Source organism: Brevibacillus brevis, from assembly GCF_022026395.1.
Classification (GTDB): domain Bacteria; phylum Bacillota; class Bacilli; order Brevibacillales; family Brevibacillaceae; genus Brevibacillus.
Genome location: NZ_CP041767.1, coordinates 5,727,408 through 5,744,950 on the forward strand (window position 1 = coordinate 5,727,408; position 17,543 = coordinate 5,744,950).

16 protein-coding genes are annotated in these 17,543 nt (G+C 49.1%); 8 read left to right on the plus strand and 8 right to left on the minus strand.

The features are described 5' to 3' along the window. The first annotated feature begins 223 nt into the window (after positions 1-223). Together FO446_RS27000 and FO446_RS27005 are read left to right on the plus strand one after the other, a co-directional pair. The gene (locus FO446_RS27000) at positions 224-1,471 is read left to right on the plus strand and encodes an MDR family MFS transporter (RefSeq protein WP_173610411.1); all 1,248 of its coding nucleotides are present in this window, start codon (positions 224-226) and stop codon (positions 1,469-1,471) included. An 80-nt stretch (positions 1,472-1,551) separates the two neighbouring features. Continuing rightward, a complete protein-coding gene (locus tag FO446_RS27005; protein ID WP_237899558.1) occupies positions 1,552-2,199 on the plus strand; it encodes a hypothetical protein in 648 nt (215 codons plus the stop codon). A gap of 53 nt (positions 2,200-2,252) precedes the next feature. Here FO446_RS27005 and FO446_RS27010 read toward each other — a convergent pair whose 3' ends face one another. Together FO446_RS27010 and FO446_RS27015 are read right to left on the minus strand one after the other, a co-directional pair. Next, positions 2,253-4,967 carry a DUF4855 domain-containing protein gene (locus FO446_RS27010; RefSeq protein WP_237899559.1) on the minus strand — a complete coding sequence of 905 codons (2,715 nt, stop codon included), beginning with the start codon at positions 4,965-4,967 and terminating at the stop codon, positions 2,253-2,255. A 36-nt stretch (positions 4,968-5,003) separates the two neighbouring features. Next, positions 5,004-6,161: a THUMP domain-containing class I SAM-dependent RNA methyltransferase gene (locus tag FO446_RS27015; RefSeq protein WP_173610408.1), complete on the minus strand. Its 1,158-nt coding sequence runs from the start codon at positions 6,159-6,161 to the stop codon at positions 5,004-5,006. Positions 6,162-6,368: 207 nt separating this feature from the next. On the opposite strand from FO446_RS27015, the gene FO446_RS27020 reads away from it, so the two are divergent. After that, a complete protein-coding gene (locus FO446_RS27020; protein ID WP_221867329.1) occupies positions 6,369-7,175 on the plus strand; it encodes an Fpg/Nei family DNA glycosylase in 807 nt (268 codons plus the stop codon). A gap of 17 nt (positions 7,176-7,192) precedes the next feature. Here FO446_RS27020 and FO446_RS27025 read toward each other — a convergent pair whose 3' ends face one another. After that, a complete protein-coding gene (locus tag FO446_RS27025) occupies positions 7,193-8,101 on the minus strand; it encodes a GNAT family N-acetyltransferase (protein ID WP_237899561.1) in 909 nt (302 codons plus the stop codon). Positions 8,102-8,243: 142 nt separating this feature from the next. Here FO446_RS27025 and FO446_RS27030 point away from each other — a divergent pair, with 142 nt between their 5' ends. After that, positions 8,244-8,648 carry a 2Fe-2S iron-sulfur cluster-binding protein gene (locus FO446_RS27030; RefSeq protein ID WP_237899563.1) on the plus strand — a complete coding sequence of 135 codons (405 nt, stop codon included), beginning with the start codon at positions 8,244-8,246 and terminating at the stop codon, positions 8,646-8,648. Between the two features lie 33 nt (positions 8,649-8,681). Further along, positions 8,682-9,323, plus strand: a complete 642-nt coding sequence (locus FO446_RS27035) for a thiamine diphosphokinase (RefSeq protein ID WP_173610404.1) — start codon at positions 8,682-8,684, stop codon at positions 9,321-9,323. Between the two features lie 80 nt (positions 9,324-9,403). Here the strand turns inward: FO446_RS27035 and FO446_RS27040 are convergent, their stop codons facing one another. Beyond that, on the minus strand, positions 9,404-10,093 hold the full coding sequence (locus FO446_RS27040) for a uracil-DNA glycosylase (RefSeq protein WP_237899564.1): 690 nt from the start codon (positions 10,091-10,093) through the stop codon (positions 9,404-9,406). A 224-nt stretch (positions 10,094-10,317) separates the two neighbouring features. On the opposite strand from FO446_RS27040, the gene FO446_RS27045 reads away from it, so the two are divergent. Both FO446_RS27045 and FO446_RS27050 read left to right on the plus strand, forming a co-directional pair. Beyond that, entirely contained in the window at positions 10,318-10,833 is a 516-nt protein-coding gene (locus FO446_RS27045; RefSeq protein ID WP_015893706.1) for a stalk domain-containing protein, read from the plus strand. A 202-nt stretch (positions 10,834-11,035) separates the two neighbouring features. Beyond that, positions 11,036-11,887, plus strand: a complete 852-nt coding sequence (locus FO446_RS27050; protein ID WP_237899565.1) for an arylamine N-acetyltransferase — start codon at positions 11,036-11,038, stop codon at positions 11,885-11,887. Between the two features lie 52 nt (positions 11,888-11,939). On the opposite strand, the gene FO446_RS29055 is transcribed toward FO446_RS27050, so the two are convergent. Further along, positions 11,940-12,308 (minus strand): DUF6713 family protein, encoded by a 369-nt coding sequence (locus FO446_RS29055; RefSeq protein WP_330873226.1) that lies wholly within the window; start codon positions 12,306-12,308, stop codon positions 11,940-11,942. Between the two features lie 206 nt (positions 12,309-12,514). On the opposite strand from FO446_RS29055, the gene FO446_RS27055 reads away from it, so the two are divergent. Beyond that, complete coding sequence (locus tag FO446_RS27055; RefSeq protein ID WP_173610400.1) at positions 12,515-12,838, plus strand: antibiotic biosynthesis monooxygenase family protein; 324 nt, start codon at positions 12,515-12,517, stop codon at positions 12,836-12,838. A gap of 67 nt (positions 12,839-12,905) precedes the next feature. On the opposite strand, the gene FO446_RS27060 is transcribed toward FO446_RS27055, so the two are convergent. The 3 genes from FO446_RS27060 to FO446_RS27070 all read right to left on the minus strand — a co-directional run bounded on the left by FO446_RS27060 (position 12,906) and on the right by FO446_RS27070 (position 17,536). Further along, complete coding sequence (locus FO446_RS27060) at positions 12,906-14,360, minus strand: sigma-54 interaction domain-containing protein (protein WP_232773897.1); 1,455 nt, start codon at positions 14,358-14,360, stop codon at positions 12,906-12,908. Positions 14,361-14,386: 26 nt separating this feature from the next. Further along, positions 14,387-15,595 (minus strand): trans-sulfuration enzyme family protein, encoded by a 1,209-nt coding sequence (locus FO446_RS27065; protein ID WP_237899566.1) that lies wholly within the window; start codon positions 15,593-15,595, stop codon positions 14,387-14,389. 219 nt (positions 15,596-15,814) lie between these two features. Next, positions 15,815-17,536 carry a GMC family oxidoreductase gene (locus FO446_RS27070; RefSeq protein ID WP_237899567.1) on the minus strand — a complete coding sequence of 574 codons (1,722 nt, stop codon included), beginning with the start codon at positions 17,534-17,536 and terminating at the stop codon, positions 15,815-15,817. Positions 17,537-17,543 lie beyond the last annotated feature (7 nt).

Sequence of the window (17,543 nt, forward strand, 5' to 3'; positions counted from 1 at the left end):
CTCGGGTGAACAGTCGGTTTACTGTACCTAAAACCATAGGTAGGTGACCGTCTCTCTTTTGTCCCCCGTTGAATTGGTTATTTCCCGCCACCTTTGTATCGTTTGATGAAGCGCAAGCGGAAGAGCAGTGTCTCTACCCCGTTTGCGCTTTTTTACGTGGAATTTTTCCAAAAAGAGAACCGAGGTCAAGGCACCTGCCGAAATGAATGGAGGAATTCGTGTCATGATTTGGCGTTCGTGGGATCTAAATTTGAAAGTACGTCTCTTTGGTGAATTGATTACGCACACATTCTTTTGGATGTACTTTCCGTTTATGGCGATTTATTTTAGCGATACGTTCGGGAAGGATGTAGCGGGTCTTCTATTGATGGTGCCACCGCTGCTCGGGATGCTGTCCAATCTGTTTGGCGGGTATTTGGCCGACCGGGTAGGGCGCAGATTCACCATGCTGCTCTCGCTCTGTACATCGACGGTGATGTTCGCACTTTTTGCGTTCTCTCCGTCACCTTGGATCGACTATCTTGCCTTCATCGGGATCGGGATCGCTGGGGCTCTCTACTGGCCTGCCAGCTCTGCCATGGTAGCTGATTTGACCACAGAAGAGGATCGAAGAATTGTCTTTGCTACCTTTTACACAGCGATGAACATCGGGGTGGTTGCAGGTCCCGTATTGGGTTCTGTCTTTTTTGTCCATTATCGCCCGCAGCTGTTGATGTTCTGTACCATCGTTGAATTGCTTTTTGCGATCACCGTCTTTTTCCTGATCAAGGAAACGCTGCCTGAACACGTCCGTCAGGAGAAAGCAAAGGAGCGTTTTTCCCTGATTGAGCAGTTCAGGAGTTACGCCATTATTTTCCGAGACAAAGCGTTTGCCCTGTACATTGGCGCAGGGATTTTGATCGCCATTGGATTCATGCAATTGGATATTTACATGGCTTTGTATGTCAAAGAGCATGTCATGCAGCAAGTATTATTCTCATGGGGCAATTGGACTTATACAGTCGGGGGAACCAGCGCATTCGGCTGGCTCATGGCGTTGAATGGCTTTTTGGTGGTTCTGTTTACACTGCCAGTCACACGCTGGTTCGAAAACTGGAGTGATCGCAACAGCCTCGTCATCTCCTCCATCTTATTCGGTGTCGGTCTGTTCTTGATGGCCTTTACGACGAATATTTGGCTTCTGTTTGGCTGTATGGCGATTTTGACATTCGGCGAGCTGATGCGGACACCAGTCGCCCAGAGCTTTATCAGTAAATACTCGCCGGAGGATGCACGCGGTCAGTACATGGGAGCCTCTTCGCTTCAGTTCTCGATTGGTCGCTTCATCGCTCCCCTGACGATCGGTCTATCCCAATGGCTTGCTCCTGTTGGCGTATTCGGTGTCGTCCTGGGCTTAACCCTAGTCAGTGCTTATCTGTATATCATTTTGTTCCGCATGATCGGTACCAAAGAGGTTAGCAAAAATAGCTAGAATAGAGGTATGTCCGTTCTACCAAATCCCCTCCTCTCATATAAATGGATCATAGATAGCTTGACCAGGAGGGGATCGTCATGAACCAGCCGAATGCCTTTGCTACCTTTAAGGAGCATCGAGGAGTCGTCTATCGAATTTCTACCTATCTTCAATGGGGACCGAATTCAGAGGGCCATCGCTCTCTTGGGAGCTGTCTCTTACTGAACCCTGGTAGTGCCAAGCTTTTTCGTGAAAGACCTGCATCCGGTCATAGCATCATGGGTCAGACCACACTCGATCCCACCATGCGACAATTGATCCGACTGGTGGAAGCAATCTACGGAAAACAGGCATTGGTAGGCAGATTTCATATGTACAACCTGTTTTCTGTGCAAAATGCTGCTGCCGTGAGTGCTATATCTCATTTTGAGCAACTTATTCAGGAGAAAGAGACGACGCTTGAGGCTCAGCTCGTATCTACGCGGGAACTGCAAAAACACCCGTGGCTCCTACTTGGTTGGGGGCTTTCCCACCACCATTCGTGGCTGCAGTTTTCTTCCCTCAAGAAACGGTGGAAACAACGGATCGCAGTAGCAGGGGTACCGACTTTTGGCAAACCCTGCCCAAAAGGAATCGATTACTACCATCCGAGTCCCCCTCTACATGCGACGAAAGAAAAGATCGTGCAGGAGCTGGTGGGGATCTATAGGAAAACGATTGGGGGAGAGTCTGTCCATCCGCTTTAGATAAAAAAGAGTCTGTCTCCCCTTAATGCGGGAAACAGACTCTTTTCCATTCACTACGGCATCTCGCTGCCCTCGAAAAATTCTGTTCTGTCAAAACGACCACGCATCCATTTGTACGTATCATCATAGATGGCGCGTTTGACAGGGTCCGTGCTCTTGACAGACTCTAGCAATGTCTTGGAGCCGAAGTAGTAGGCGTGTACGTTGTTTTTATCCATCCCCAGCTTGTGGGTGGCAACTAACTGATTGTAGTAGGTCTGATAGAACTTCGGATCATTGTACATCTTCCAGTCGCCTTCGATCTCGATGTCCATGTCGTACTTGTTGACGACATCCAGTACCCCTTGAATACGGTCAATTCCTACCGGCTTGTCGCTGTAATAGCTCGGCTGCAGGAATGCCTTATCGAAATAAAGAGATTTCCACTCGGACACTCCCGGTGATCCGAAATACGGAATCCAGTAGTAGCGCAACGCCTCGTCATGCACCATGCTACCCATGTCACGAATCAACTGACGCTCTTTCGGTGCGCTATCCTCCACCAGCTCATGGAACCAATAGATTCCTTCCAGCTTCAGATAAGCGTATCCTTCCTTGTTCCAGCGCTTCATGAGCTCCTGGAAGTACCATTCCAACGCAGCTTTGCGATTCAAATACGCTTGCTCTTCCCCAATTCCCGCAGGGTTGAAGGAGAGGGATGGTTTCTTTTCATCCAGCTGACCAAAATTGGTCTGACTGGCATTCGGATACGGCAGTGCCAGCACGACATTTTCCTGCGTCGGTGTCGTATACAGCGTTCCACGCAAGCGGTTATACTCCCGCATAGCCTGGTTGAGAGCGTCGAGCTGCTTGTTCGAGCCGAACAAATCATTCATGTACTTTGTCCAGCTTTCTTTCGTAGCAGGAATGGTCTGATATGGCAGGAACAGAATCGTATCAAACATCTGGTCACGCATATAACCATCTACAGTGCGGTAGCCAACCATCGGGAGGAAATCCTCTTTGGTCCATGTCCCGAGTTCGCCATGCTCTCCTGAATAAGCGAGCAGCATATTTTCCACACGACGCCCTGCTTGTTTGGCTTCTTCCAGCTTCGCCGGATTTGGTGGCGGCAGCAAGACAGCGCCATTGTTCCAGTCGCTATCCGTTTTTGCCCATACCTCCAGCTGGCGAGCGAACGTAAATACTTTCACCGGGAAGGATACCCGGACATAGCGGGTGTTCACGTCAGGCAAGGTCACGCTCAATGTGCGTGTAACCAGCTTGTCCTCTTTGGCGGAAACATCGTGAACAGCTCTTCCCGCATACGACCACACTTTCCCGTCGCGAGATACCTCGACTTCCATGTATTCTGGCATCGTGATACCCGAAGTCTTCTGCTGCTTAAACGTTAGCGCAACTCTCTCCAATGGCTTCGCCTCGTCGAGCTCAACGGTCACCTTGCGTCCAAACTGACGGTGGTATCCCGTCCAGTCTTCTGTAGGCGTTACAAGTCCCCCTACTGGACCAGGATATTGCTTCTCCAGCTCTTGGAAATACGAGTCTGGCGCTCCAAAAGTAGTAACCGATGTATAACTGCCTGGTGCGATATTGACCAGTTCGTCCTTCTCTGCTGGCTCCTTCGCCTCTTCTTTTGGATCAGCAGGCTTGGTTGCATCCGTTTCTGTTGTTCCTTTGTCTGCGTCTGGTTTTTCTCCCTCTACTGCCGTCTTGCTTTCATCGACTTTCGTTGCCGAGTCATTGGAGGAAGTCGCAGTTGAAGTCTTTGGCGTGTCCTCCACCTTTTCGACAGCTGGCTTACCAGCGTCCTTGATCTCAACCGGAATTGTCGTCGTTTGGTAGCCGACTGTCACCGTGAGATTTCCTTTTCCTGCTGTAGAACCAGCTACAAAAGTTCCGTCAGCCGAAATGGTTCCCAACTCAGGACGATCAAAAGCGAAAATCGGTGTAAAAGGCAGCTCATCTCCACTGATACTGCTTACCTTCAAGCGTTGGCTCGTGCCAGCAGCCAGACTCAGCCGCTCTACATCTACCTTGTATTTCACCTGCTCTGCTTGCTGGTAGCGTGCATCCAAGACGCGCTCAGCGATCACAGCTGCCTCCGCACGTGTGACGGTTCCTGTCGGATTAAACTTGCCGCCTGCCCCTTGCATCCAGCGCTGATTCGTCACTTCTTCCACAGCCGTTTTGGCGTAGTCGGCGATTTCTTCTTCATCGCTGTATGTAACAGGAGTCTGACCTGCCACTTTGGTCACAGAGCCCTCTTTCATCAAACGAGACAGCATGACAGCCAGCTCTTGACGTGTAAGCGGGTCTAAAGCACCCATGGCATACTCACTTCTGCCGTTCATCACACCCAATTCGGAGAGTCCATAAACGTACGGTGCATAAGGACTTTCCAACGGAACATCTTCAAAAGCGGCATCCTCAATTTCTGTTGGTTGAAGACCGATTACTTTTGTCAAAAGCACCGCAATATCCTGTCGAGAAATCGTGTTTTGCGGGTTAAAACGGTTTTCTCCCTGACCACTGATCATATGAAGCGCTGCAAGTCTGTTTACGGCTTTACTAGCGTAACTGTTTCCCAAATCGGTAAACTCCGTGTGGGCTTCTTCTTGTTTTTTGAATTGATCTTCCAGCTTCTTGGTGTCTGCTGCCGGTGTCTCTGGCTCTGTTGCAGCATGAGTCAACGGCGTACTTTGGACCAGTAATGTAGTCGCTGCCAATAAAGCAGCCAGCATTCTGCTCCCAAATCGTTTCTTGCTCATTACATTTTCTCCTCCAATTATGCCCCTTCTTTCTGTTTATTCGGTCGGGGTAACCATTGGTCCGCGCGGCGGTCTAGGTCCGAAAAACTGGTAGTAATCTACCTTGATATTTCCGTTGTAGAGCTTGCGCTTTTTGCTTGCTGTACGACCAAAATGCTCCTCGAACTGTTCGTCGGAAGTAATAATGTAGAAAGACCACGTATCCATGGCAGCAAAGGTTTTCCCCATTTCGCCATACATCTTGGCAACCTGCTTCCATTCTCCCAAGCGCTCCCCATAAGGTGGGTTGCAAATCAAGTAGCCGTACTTGCGCTTGGTTCGCACATCCCGTACATCCATGCGCTGAAAATGAATCAGGTCATCTACACCAGCCTCCGTCGCGTTGCGGCGGGCAATTTTCAGGATTTCGTCATCCATATCTGTCCCGATAATCTCCAGCTTTTGATCATAGCGCGCCAAATCATGCGTTTCTGCGCGAGCTTCACGCCAAGCTGTTTTCGGAATGATAGGCCATGTCTCGGAAACGAATTCCCGGTTCATTCCCGGAGCGATGTTTTGTCCAATCAACGCCGCCTCAATCGGAATTGTACCCGATCCACAGAATGGGTCCATAAATACCCGATCAGGCTTCCAGCGAGACAGCATAATCATCGCCGCAGCCATGGTTTCCTTCAATGGTGCTTGTCCGATCAATTCCCGGTAGCCGCGCTTGTGCAGGCCCGGACCTGACGTATCAATCGTCAGCGTCGCCACATCCTTGAGAAGTGCCACCTCGATCTTGTACAGCGGTCCTTGCTCATCGAACCACTCGCGCTTGTAGGTCTTTTTCAGACTTTCTACGACTGCTTTTTTCACGATGGCTTGGCAATCCGGCACACTGAACAAGGTAGATTTGACCGATTTTCCTTCCACAGGAAACGTCCCATCCTCTGTGATCCAATCGGCCCACGGCAGTGCTTTTGTCTTTTCAAACAGCTCGTCAAACGTAGTTGCTTTGAACTCCCCTATCTTTAGACGCACGCGGTCGGCAGTTCGTAACCACAAATTTGTGCGGGGAATCGCAGAAATATCTGCGGTGAACGTTACCTTGCCGTTTTCCACCTGTACCGGACCGTATCCGAGCGCCTTCACTTCTTCTGCTACTACTGATTCCAAACCAAAAGTCGCCGTAGCGATCAATTCTACTTTTTGCATATGTAATCTCCTGTCCGTCCAATAATCCTTCGGGTCATGCCCTCATCCTACTTACCTTACATATTATATTACCCCATTTCCTAATAGCGTTGGTAAACTTGTCTAAATTCAAAAGACCCATCACCAAAAAACAGTGACGGGTACGGCATGTGGATCATTCATATGGGAAATCCTACGAAAAACTTTGTGTAACGGGAGGGAGTCAGCGTGCCAGAATTACCTGAGATGGAGACCTATCGCCGACTGCTACAGGAGAAAATCGGTGGCGGAACGATAACAGCCACACACGTTCAGCGGGAAAAAACGATTAATCTGCCGCCTGCGGAATTTTCTCGTCTTTTGCAAAGCAATCGTCTGACACTTGTCGACCGGCGTGGCAAGCATCTTCTTTTCCATCTGGAAAGTGGACATGTTTTGCTGCTTCATCTGATGCTCGGCGGCTTTCTATACCTGGGTTCTGCGGATGACAAGCTAAAGAGAACCGCCCAAGTGACTCTTGCTTTTGGAGAACGCATCTTATATTTTCACGGCCTCCGTTTAGGTTATCTGCATTTACTCACCAACGTTCAGATCGACGAAAGGCTGGCTCCTCTTGGGCCAGAGCCATTGGACATGCTGTTTACCTTTACTCGATTTACGGAGCTGCTCGCTGATAAACGCAGTGTCCTCAAAACAGCATTAGTCAATCAGCATTGGCTCGCGGGCATCGGCAACTGCTATGCGGACGAAATCTGCTTTCATGCCGCCATCCTGCCTACCAGGACGATCCCGACACTTTCTCTCGAGGAACAAAAACGACTGTATCATTCCATGCAAACCGTGCTCAAAGAAGCGATTCGATTCGGCGGTTACATGCAGCCGCTTTTTCAAGGCGATTCCCTGACAGGGGGCTTCGATGAGCGCTGTCAGGTGTACGATCGCGGTGGAGAGCCTTGCCCGCGCTGTGGACAGCCTATTGAAAAGAGCGAGCTCTCCTCCCGCAAAGTATTTGCCTGCACGAACTGCCAGCATTGACAGACTTCTTTACTCCCTTAAACAACAGGGGTCTGTGCAGGTTCCATCTGCTTGATCATAAACACCTGCTCTGTCTCGGAAGGACTGAATCCCGTCGCTTGCAGTATTTCGACAAGCAAGGTATCAGCCGCACGCAAATTAAACGTAGACCGGCGGCAATCGTGTGCAAGCGGCCCATACACATGCACGAGTGCGGTTTTCAAAATGTCTGGTGCATCAGGATGCTCTGGCTGTGCTACACATTGACGCAGCACGATCCCACTCACTTTGCCTTCTTCGTTTACCGCACACTTGTACATCGCATAGCCGACCACCTGACCCTCTCTGTCTTCTACGAGCACGGCCTGCGCGTCTCGCAAGTTCACCCAGTAGTTTTGCCAAGGGACATCGGTCACGTAAAACGGCAGCGTGGCGGCTTCCTGGGCCAAAATGCGCCGAACCCGATAATCAGCCTGTTCATTTGTCTGAAAGGCATTCTCTGCCAGCGATCCACTCTGCTGCAAAAACAACAGACGATCCACGACGTCATAGCCTTTTTGCTCATACAAAGCAATCGCTTTGGTATTTTGGCTCAACGCCTCCAAGGTAGCTACTTCCACCCCAGCTTCCCTGTACAGATCCAATGTCGCCTCGATCAGTTGCCTCCCTACTCCTTGGCGACGATATTCCGTAGCGACACCCGTTCCACCATTCCACGCGACTTTTTTCCCTGCAACGGTCCTCATCCCGCTGGCCACTAAGCCAATCGGCTCTGTGCCGTCAAAAGCAACCACCGACAGGGACAGTACGTATCCCTCGCCCCCCAGTCGCTGGACAAGCATTTCTTCTGTCATCGTAAACTCGATAAAATAGCCTTCAAAGCCTCTGTTCCACGCTTTGGTCACTTCTGCAAAGGTACAGTCGCTCATCCGCTTGATGGTAATCATGGTATCACCTTCCTGGTTTTGATAAAATTATTTTAATCGATAAAATCTAAAAATTCAATCATCTTTAAACACTTTCTCCAGCTTTGTCACCCACACGCCTGACATGGTAATATGAAAAAAATCACTTACTCGGGAGGTTCCTATGCGCAAACAGCTTACGGTCGGCTCGCTCATTCCTGGACGATCTGACGTACAGATGTCGAGTCCAGCTCCCGTTCCCATGCATACGCATACGTCGTTGAAAAAAACAGACCCGGCTCGCCCACAATCAGAGCAAAAGCTCGTACAGGTGAAGCAACGCTCACAAACGATGCCAGTCCGGTACACTCCCTCCGAGACATTATTACAAGCTGCGCTCACGCAAGATCTACCCATCGCTTACAAATGCCAACAAGGGCATTGCGGCAAGTGCAGTGTACAGATCGTAGCTGGTGCATCATTACTCGACACCCCGACTGGACAGGAAAAAGCAAAGTTGGGAGAAAAACTCGCTACAGGCTATCGTCTCGCTTGTCAGAGCACATTTCGCTCTTCGATTCCTACATAGAGGATATTTCCAATAGAAAAAGGTGGCCGTAGCATGAATCCTACACGCATCCTACTATTCGCAGGAGGCAATCTGGGCAACTGGGCGATCCAGGAGATACGCGAAAATGATTGGCTCGTCGGTGTTGACAGAGGTGCCTTGTTCCTCGTTCGCAACGGTCTTGTGCCAAAATTGTCGATCGGTGACTTTGATTCTGTCAGCTCCGAGGAAATGGCAGAAATTGAACGCCACAGTATGCACGTCTCCTCCTGCGATCCCGTTATGAAAGATTTAACCGATACAGAGATGGCCCTTACTTGGGCAATCGAGCAACAGCCCGAGGAAATTGTGTTGCTCGGTGTGCTCGGCTCTCGTTTTGACCATATGCTGGCAAACGTACAGTTGCTGAACAAAGCGTTACAGACGGGCACCAACTGCCGCATCCTCGATGAGACCAATGAAATCCGTCTGATTGACCGCCAGAGTACGATAGAGCAGAATCATTTTGATCATATCTCCCTGCTGCCTTTTACACCGGAAGTCACAGGGATTACCTTAACCGGATTCCTCTATCCATTGGAGGACGCAACCCTGCGGATTGGTGACACTCTTGGTATCAGCAATCTGCTAACGGAACAGACTGGAACGATCACGATTCAAACGGGCATGCTGCTCGTTGTCAAAAGCAAAGACTAATCACATCAATAAAGAAAGGATCTCCCTTGCATGCTGAAAAACAATGGAGATCCTTTTCCTTTTACCTTCACAAATGCAAGCTACTCTTCCTCTACATGCATTGGCAACTGCCAATCAATCTCTTGAAGCCCGCGCGAACGCAAAAACTCATTAGTCCGCGAAAAAGGACGACTGCCAAAAAAGCCGCGATTCGCCGAAAATGGGCTCGGATGCGGGGAGGCGATGACGAAATGCTTGTTTCGATCAATAAATGCCGCCTTCTCCTGCGCATGCTTACCCCACAGGATGAAAACAAGTGGAGTCTCCCGGTCGTTCAACAAATGGATAATTCGATCCGTAAACGTCTCCCACCCAATGTCCTTGTGCGAATTCGGGGTGCCCTGACGAACTGTCAGAACGGTGTTCAGCATCATGACGCCTTGCTTCGCCCAATGGTTCAGGTAACCATGCTGGGGAATTTCAAAACCGACATCGCTTTTCAACTCTTTGTAAATGTTGACCAGAGACGGCGGCGGCTTGATTCCCGGCCTGACCGAAAAGCTCAATCCATGTGCTTGTCCGGGTCCGTGATACGGGTCCTGCCCCAAAATCACAACCTTTGCATTCTGATATTCAGTCAGGTGCAGCGCTGTGAATATTTGATACATATCCGGGTAGATTGTCTGCGTTTGATACTCTTCCTTCAACGTTTGACGAAGCTTTACATAATAGGGCTTCTCGAATTCATCGGCCAACACGGGGGCCCAGTCATTTTGCAATATGGTAGCCATGTTCCTCACCTTGTCCGCTGTTTTTTTTCTACCTTACCACAAACTTTCCAATCACTGAACCACTGATTCGAGAACTAGGACTATTCTGATTTAGTCCTAGTTTTCCCATGATTCCTAGTCTTTGTTTCCTAGTACCCTCGTTTGATAGCTTTTTTCCTATGATCTTTGACATAATGATGGCTGGGAAGATTTAGAGAAAAGAGAAAGGGAGAGGGTTTCACATCATGAAATGGGACATCAAGTCATTTTTGGGGGGCATTGTTGTAGGTTCGGTGCTCTTTTCCGGAATTGCCATTGCAGCACCCGCTTTTCCAGACGCGGAAGAAGGAATGAAAACACCGTTCACCTACTACTTTGACGGGTTGCCGAAATCACCAAACAGCGACGTACAAGGCATCATGTACAAAAACTCCGTCTATGTTCCAATCCGTTTCGTAGCTGAGAACCTGAACAAACCGGTCATTTACGACGCGAGAACCAAATCGATTTTCATCGGTAAAATTCCATCAGCAAAAATGTACTCCAAAATGGAAGCGATCGAGCTGGTGAAAAAGAAATTCGCTGGCAAACTCTCGCCGACACATGTAGTCGAGTACGCTCATGACGACGAAAAAGGTCACTATGTCATCCAAGTGTACCAAACGGTCGTTAACAACTTCCAATCTGGCGACAGCTACACCAGTACGTATGGCTGGTTCGTGGTGAACCCGAATACCGGGGAAATTAAGTCGTTGTTATAATTTCTTCTGCACTTATTTATTCGTACGAAAAAGACAGCGGACTAGGGACCCGCTAGCACCGGAGGATATCCTTCCGGTGCCTTTTTGTTTTCTGGGAAAATTTAGGTTGATTACCACTTGTCCCTTGTGATACGATCTCCTTACCGACACTTAACAAACATTTTTATTTATTAATTATTTTATGCAAGGAGTGAACTTGTTTATGTCTGACTTACCGAACTGGTCGAGTTTATACCTGCAACGATTACAGCTTGACCGCAAGTCCCCTAGCCTCTCTTATCTCAGTCAGCTCTGTCGTGCGCATCTGCAGACCTTCCCTTATGAAAATGTAAGCAAGCTGCTCTTCTTTCATGACGGAAAACATGATATACCTTCCCCGGAAGAATATGTACAAAACGCAATCAGTCATCACTTCGGCGGCACGTGCATGACAAATAATCACAGTTTTCTCGCACTGCTTCGTGCACTTGGATTTTCTGGTAATCTGGTCTTGCCAGGCGGAGGGCATGCTGCCATCCTGATCGATGGTCCCAATACGGGAGAAACACCTGTCTATGTAGATACAGGCGCTACTGCTCCTATCTTTGAGCCGATTCATTTTCTGGAAAGCGGGAACCACGCCAGAAGTTTTGGCACTGTCTCGATGGATTTGACCAAAAGTCCCGATCATCCTGAACACTATCGCTTTACGCGGTATGAAAACGGAAAAGTGGCAATTCCTCCGTGGGATTTTCATCCGAATGAACGAAAAGAACTGTCCGACTTGTCCGAAGTCATCCGCTCCTCTTTTTTACCAGACGCCTTCTTTTTGAATCGACTTCACATCCATCGTTTTCAGCTGGAGCAAGATCGCTTCGTGGTCCTTAAAAACAACACTCTCCACATCGGTTATTCAGATGGCACAGACCAGATAACACCCCTCCACACTATCTCTGATATAGAAGCTGCCGTAGCCGATGAAATGCAACTGCCACTTCTCCCTGTTCGCGAGGCGGTAGAAATCCTGCTAGAGCGTGGTATTGATATTTTTACTGCTCCCAAAAAGGACACATGAGTTTTCATATTGCTATCGAATCAAACATCTTTTTCTTTGATATGATTGGTACTCAGTTATTACATAGTAATGCTAAATGAATAGCCGCAAGGATTCCCATTGGATAAATAATTGTTCTTGAAAATGTATTTTTAAATCCATTACGGGGGTGCTTTTCAAAAAATAGGTGCAGAATTGTATGTATGATTAAAAATAAATCTAGGACCCAAAAAGTTACTGTCTGATATTTACTAAAAAGTAAACAGAGTATGATTGTGTAAAGTGGAAGGTGAATAAATGTGAATACTTGATAAGCTTTAGAATCTTCCATATCCTTAAGCACGATAAACAATCTCCACTCAGAACGTCTTATCGAATCCATTTCGTGCAAAAGAAATAAAGATAAGTTTATCAAGAATATCACAAGCAAGAGATCAGGCATTTAAAGCCCCCCTACAATTTTATTACTTTATGTTACTACACCCTAATAAATAAAGAGGTCAAAATACAAATCGAACACAACATTATCACAATTTGGAAAACCATGGCCTGTTCGTCCTGCCATTTCCTAATATCTGGTTGACAATGATAATATTTCTCAATAATATGGGAAAGTAGGGAAATGGGATATAAGGAGTGTCGCACTTCATGATGATGGAAATAAAAACTTACGTCGTCCAGGAAGGTCATTCAGACAAAATCGTACAAGGCTTTAGCGAGCCTGGTGCTGTTGAGAAGGCTCCTGGCTTTGTAGATTTGAGCGTGCTGGTACAGAAGCCACGCAAAGGCGAAGAAGAAGTGGTCGTCATGATCCGTTGGGAATCAAAAGAGGCGTGGAAGCAGTGGGAGCTGAGTGATGTTCATCTGGCAGGTCACCGCCAAGCACGTGAAGAAGAAACTCCTGAGTGGTACATTAGCGGCAAAACCGGCCATTACGAGCTGAAAGCGAAAAAAGAACCGCAGCCTTCGTAAATACAAGCAAACCAGCCCAGACCTCGGAAAACTCCGCGATCAATTCTGGCTGGTTTTTTTATTTCCTCTATCCTTTTTCCAATCCGTACTTCTCCATCTTCCGATACAAGGTCGACAAGCTGATTTGCAGCTCATTGGCAATCGCGGCTTTGTCCTGTCCATACTTGCCTGCGTTCAAATAGCGCTGGAGAATGGAGCGTTCGTATTCTGCCACCAGCTTTTCCAGTCCCAAATCGCTGCCTGCTGTCGGCGGCCCATCCTCGAACAGCAAATACTCAGGAAGCTCCTCGTTGCCGATGACTTGTCCCTCCGCCATGTTGACCATATACTCGACGGCATTTTCCAGCTGACGTATATTCCCCGGCCATTCGTATGCTTGTAGTCGTTGGACGAGTTGGGCTTCGAGCTCCAGTCTGCCTTTTTGCAGCAACGTCCCGTACCGATACAGGAAGTGCTGCAAGTAAAGCGCGATATCCTCCGTACGTTCACGCAACGGCTTTAACCGCAGGGGGATGACATTGAGTCGATAATACAAATCCTCGCGAAACGTTCCTTCCCTGACCATGCTCTCCAAATCTCTGTGTGTAGCCGCAATGACACGAACATCCACGCCTAACGTCTTCACGCCGCCTACCCGATCTACTGTTTTCTCCTGAAGGACGCGCAGCAGCTTGGGCTGGAGGGACAACGGAATATCGCCGACTTCATCCAGAAAAATCGTTCCCTTGTGGGCCAATTCAAATTTCCCCGGCTTGCCTTCGCGTCTGGAGCCTGTGAATGCGCCGCCTTCGTACCCGAACAATTCGCTTTCTAGCAGAGTCTCGGGAATCGCTGCGCAATTGACTGCCACAAACGGCTGTCTGCTGCGCACACTCTCGCAGTGAATGGCTTTGGCCAACAGCTCCTTACCCGTTCCGCTCTCTCCCCGGATCAAAACAGTGGATATGCTGTTCGTCACTTTTTTCGCTTTGGCAATCACATCGCGCAAGCCTGTTTCCGCCCCAATCAACTGGGCGAAATACACCGGATGAACCGAGGCCTGCGGCATTTCCTCCTGAATATTGCAGCTCTTCTCCCGCTCCGCATCCAGCTCTAGCAGCTTGTGCTCTATCAAGGAACTCGTATGCTGCAAAAACGGCATCCATTTTTCCGAGTGGTGCAGCATTTTTTCCTTTTGTTCAAGGGAAAAGCCGATAATTCCGATGACTCCTACTGTCTTCTCCCGTTTGTGCACAGGAAACCCAATCGTCGCCAGCTCCTGGCATTGCTGCAAAAACTTGCAATTGCCACACTCCGACTCGTTTTTTTTCATGTCAAAAATCATTCCCGGCTGTCCGGTTTGTAGGATCATTCGGAAAAACGATCCCTCCGGCGCAGGCAATCCAATCAGCTCCTGATAGTAGCCGGTTCCGCTCACACGTATCCCTTGTTCATCCAGGATGGTGACATCGAGTCCCAGTACCTTGGAAATATTGTCGGCGTACGATTGAATGAATTCCTCGATCCGGGAAAACTCTGTCATGCCAAATCCTCCAGTTTCACGTTCCTTTATCCCCTGGTCGCTGCCGCCATTGGCAGACTAGCCAGTGCCTGCTCCAAATCTGCGATGATATCCTCCACATCCTCCAAACCAGTCGATAAGCGAATCAGACCGTCCGTGATGTTGAACTTGATCCGCTCAGAGGCAGGGATCGAGGAATGCGTCATCGAGGCAGGATGCTGTACCAGTGTCTCGGGATCTCCTAAACTAAACGATATCATAGCCAAGCGCAGAGCGTTAATGAAAGATTTGGCTGCCTCGTAGCCGCCCTTTACTTCAAAAGAAACGATCCCGCCCATTCCAGCCATTTGCCGTTTAGCCAGCTCATGCTGTGGATGCGAAGGCAGACCAGGGTAGTAGACGTGCGAGATCGCAGGGTGCTGTGCCAAAAACTCCGCCACTGCCTGTGCGTTTTGTCCATGCTGTCTGACGCGCAAGCCGAGTGTCTTTAGCCCACGCAGGATTAAAAAAGCATCCCAAGCATTCAAATTTTGTCCCAAGTCACCCATGACATTTTTGCGCATGAATTGGATATGCTCCTGCTTCCCGACGATGAAGCCCGCGATGACATCGCCATGTCCGTTTAAATATTTGGTGGCGCTATGGACGACGACATCCGCCCCCAGCTCAAGCGGTCGCTGCAAATACGGCGTTAAGAAGGTGTTGTCGACGATTACCACAATGCCATGTGCGTGCGCCAATCGCGACAGCGCCGAGATATCTAACACAGTCAGGCACGGGTTCGAGGGTGTTTCGATGTACAAGACTTTTGTGTTTGGCAAAAAGGCACTCTCGACTGCGTGCAAATCGGTGCAATCGACGAAGTCCGTCGCAATGCCATAACGCGGGGCCATGGTCGTAAGAAACTTGTAGCTCCCCCCGTACACATCTCGCGTACACACCACATGATCACTCTGCTTCAAAAAGGCGAGCAAAGCCCCCGAAATGGCTGCCATCCCACTGCTTACACCCAAGGCAGCTTCGCCATTTTCCAATGCGGCGATCTTTTGTTCCAAAGTGGTAATGGTAGGGTTGCCATATCTTCCGTAGTACGTTCCTTCCCGCTCGCCAGCCACGCACGCTGCGGCGGAGTCTGCATCTGGAAACGCGTAGGCCACGGCAGGCACCACTGCGGATACGACGGCTCCTGTTTTTTGGCAAGGCGTTTGTGCGGTATGAATAATGGAGGTGTCCATCTTCCACTTGTTTGTCGTCATTGATTGTCTCTCCCTTTGGTTTGTGCTGTTACCAAAGGGTATAGCAAGGAGCATGCCAACATGAGAAACCGCATTATACCAGTACTTTTCGCTTTTGGTGCTTGTAGACATTCGCAATCATGCAAATGAACTTTTTCAAATGCACGCGAAAAAGCCGTTAGTTGCCCCAACGACTTTTCTCATAGTTGCAATTACGTTTTGCATGACTAGAAAAACAGCTTATACGAGCATGCCACCCGCGCTTTTCCTGTACTTCAAAATACCCTCTGCCGCTCGATAGGAGAGAGCACCCATCGTTCCAGTCGGATTGTAGCCGCTATTGTGTGCAAAGGCAGAAGCTCCGACGACAAATACGTTTTCTGCATCCCACATCTGCAAATAGTTGTTGACTGCCGAAGTGTCAGGTGATGCGCCCATGATGACGCCGCCTGTATTATGCGTCGATTGGTATGGTGTGATATCGTAGGGCCCGAGCTTACGGTTGATTTCGAGCTTATCGCTCGCACCCATTTCTTTGACAATTTCCGCGCACTTATCTGCACAAAAAGCCGCCAGCTCTCTGTCCTGGTCGACGAAATCATACGTTATGCGGATTAACGGATCACCAAATGCATCCTTGTACGTCGGGTCCAGATCAAGGAAGTGCTGTTGAAATGGCATCGAAGCTCCTTGGGCGCCTACGGATATGAACCGATTCGCGTATTTGATCGAGGCAGCCTTGAAATCCTTGCCCCAGCTAGGCGTTCCCGGCGGTACCTTATTCGTGCCGATTGGTCGGAAGCCGGTTTGTGTGACAGAGATATTCGCGCCATGGATAAATTTCAAATCGGAGTGATCGAAGTTATCACCGTTGTAGTCATCCAGACACATTCCCAACGATCCCGCGCCTGCAAAATTGTTAAACTCCTTGTCGTCGAAGAAGCCCACCGCGCCTCCTCTTATGACCTGATAGGCGTAGTTTTTACCGATCACGCCTTTTCCCGTTGCTGGATCATATGGTTTTCCTAGCTTGGACATGAGCAAAATTCGCGTGTTATTGAATACATAGCTGGTCATCACCACTATATCGGCGGGCTGTTCGAATTCCTCCCCTGTCGTGACATCTGTATACAAGACGCCTGTCGCCTTGTTCCCTGTATGTAAAATTCTGCGGACATGGGAATGCGTGCGAATCTCAAACTTTCCTGTCTTCTTGGCGACCGGGATCACAGTCACTACGGGATCGGCTTTTGCTCCGTACTCACAACCAAACCTTTCACAGAAGCCGCAGTACTGACAAGCTGCCCGTGCCACCCCGTCTGGATTCGTATAGGCTTGCGAGAGATTTGCCGATGGAAGGATGTATGGATGCAGGTTTTTCTTTTTCGCGGCATCCGCAAACATTTTCATACTCGGTGTAGTACGCATCGGAGGTATCGGATAAGGACTGGAGCGTTTCCCCCCCAACGGATTCTCCTCGCCAGCGATTCCCGCCATCTTTTCAAACTTATCGAAGTACGGCTCCAGTTGATCGTAGGTAATGCCCCAATCCTGGATTGTCATTCCCTCTGGAATTTTCTTTGCCCCATACCGTTCAATCGTCTTGGAGCGGATTTCGAAATCATACGGCAAGAAGCGGAATGTCTGTCCGTTCCAGTGGACACCAGATCCCCCGAGTCCTGTCCCGAGCAAAAAGGAACCGTATGACCGCATGGGAAGCGCACGAACGTTCATTCTACTGCGGAACGTAATCGTTTCCTTGGACAAATCTTGCATCAACTCGTAGCGAAGAGCGTAACGCAATTCGTCGTGTACCATGAAGTAGTCTTCCGTTTTGCGCTCCTTGCCTCGCTCTAGTCCCACTACGGTCAGACCTTGCTTGGTTAGCTCAGAAGCGATAATGCCTCCTCCCCAGCCCACCCCTACGATCACGACGTCAACCTTAGGCAACTTTTTGGCCATATGTACT

Coding starts and splice junctions, on each gene's coding strand:
- FO446_RS27040 (WP_237899564.1), bottom strand. CDS start 10,093: ATGGCTACCATATTGCAAAATGACTGGGCCCCCGTGTTGGCCGATGAA.
- FO446_RS27060 (WP_232773897.1), bottom strand. CDS start 14,360: ATGACAGAGTTTTCCCGGATCGAGGAATTCATTCAATCGTACGCCGAC.
- FO446_RS27035 (WP_173610404.1), top strand. CDS start 8,682: ATGAATCCTACACGCATCCTACTATTCGCAGGAGGCAATCTGGGCAAC.
- FO446_RS27010 (WP_237899559.1), bottom strand. CDS start 4,967: ATGAGCAAGAAACGATTTGGGAGCAGAATGCTGGCTGCTTTATTGGCA.
- FO446_RS27030 (WP_237899563.1), top strand. CDS start 8,244: ATGCGCAAACAGCTTACGGTCGGCTCGCTCATTCCTGGACGATCTGAC.
- FO446_RS29055 (WP_330873226.1), bottom strand. CDS start 12,308: ATGCCTGATCTCTTGCTTGTGATATTCTTGATAAACTTATCTTTATTT.
- FO446_RS27005 (WP_237899558.1), top strand. CDS start 1,552: ATGAACCAGCCGAATGCCTTTGCTACCTTTAAGGAGCATCGAGGAGTC.
- FO446_RS27045 (WP_015893706.1), top strand. CDS start 10,318: ATGAAATGGGACATCAAGTCATTTTTGGGGGGCATTGTTGTAGGTTCG.
- FO446_RS27025 (WP_237899561.1), bottom strand. CDS start 8,101: ATGATTACCATCAAGCGGATGAGCGACTGTACCTTTGCAGAAGTGACC.
- FO446_RS27055 (WP_173610400.1), top strand. CDS start 12,515: ATGATGATGGAAATAAAAACTTACGTCGTCCAGGAAGGTCATTCAGAC.
- FO446_RS27070 (WP_237899567.1), bottom strand. CDS start 17,536: ATGGCCAAAAAGTTGCCTAAGGTTGACGTCGTGATCGTAGGGGTGGGC.
- FO446_RS27065 (WP_237899566.1), bottom strand. CDS start 15,595: ATGACGACAAACAAGTGGAAGATGGACACCTCCATTATTCATACCGCA.
- FO446_RS27015 (WP_173610408.1), bottom strand. CDS start 6,161: ATGCAAAAAGTAGAATTGATCGCTACGGCGACTTTTGGTTTGGAATCA.
- FO446_RS27000 (WP_173610411.1), top strand. CDS start 224: ATGATTTGGCGTTCGTGGGATCTAAATTTGAAAGTACGTCTCTTTGGT.
- FO446_RS27050 (WP_237899565.1), top strand. CDS start 11,036: ATGTCTGACTTACCGAACTGGTCGAGTTTATACCTGCAACGATTACAG.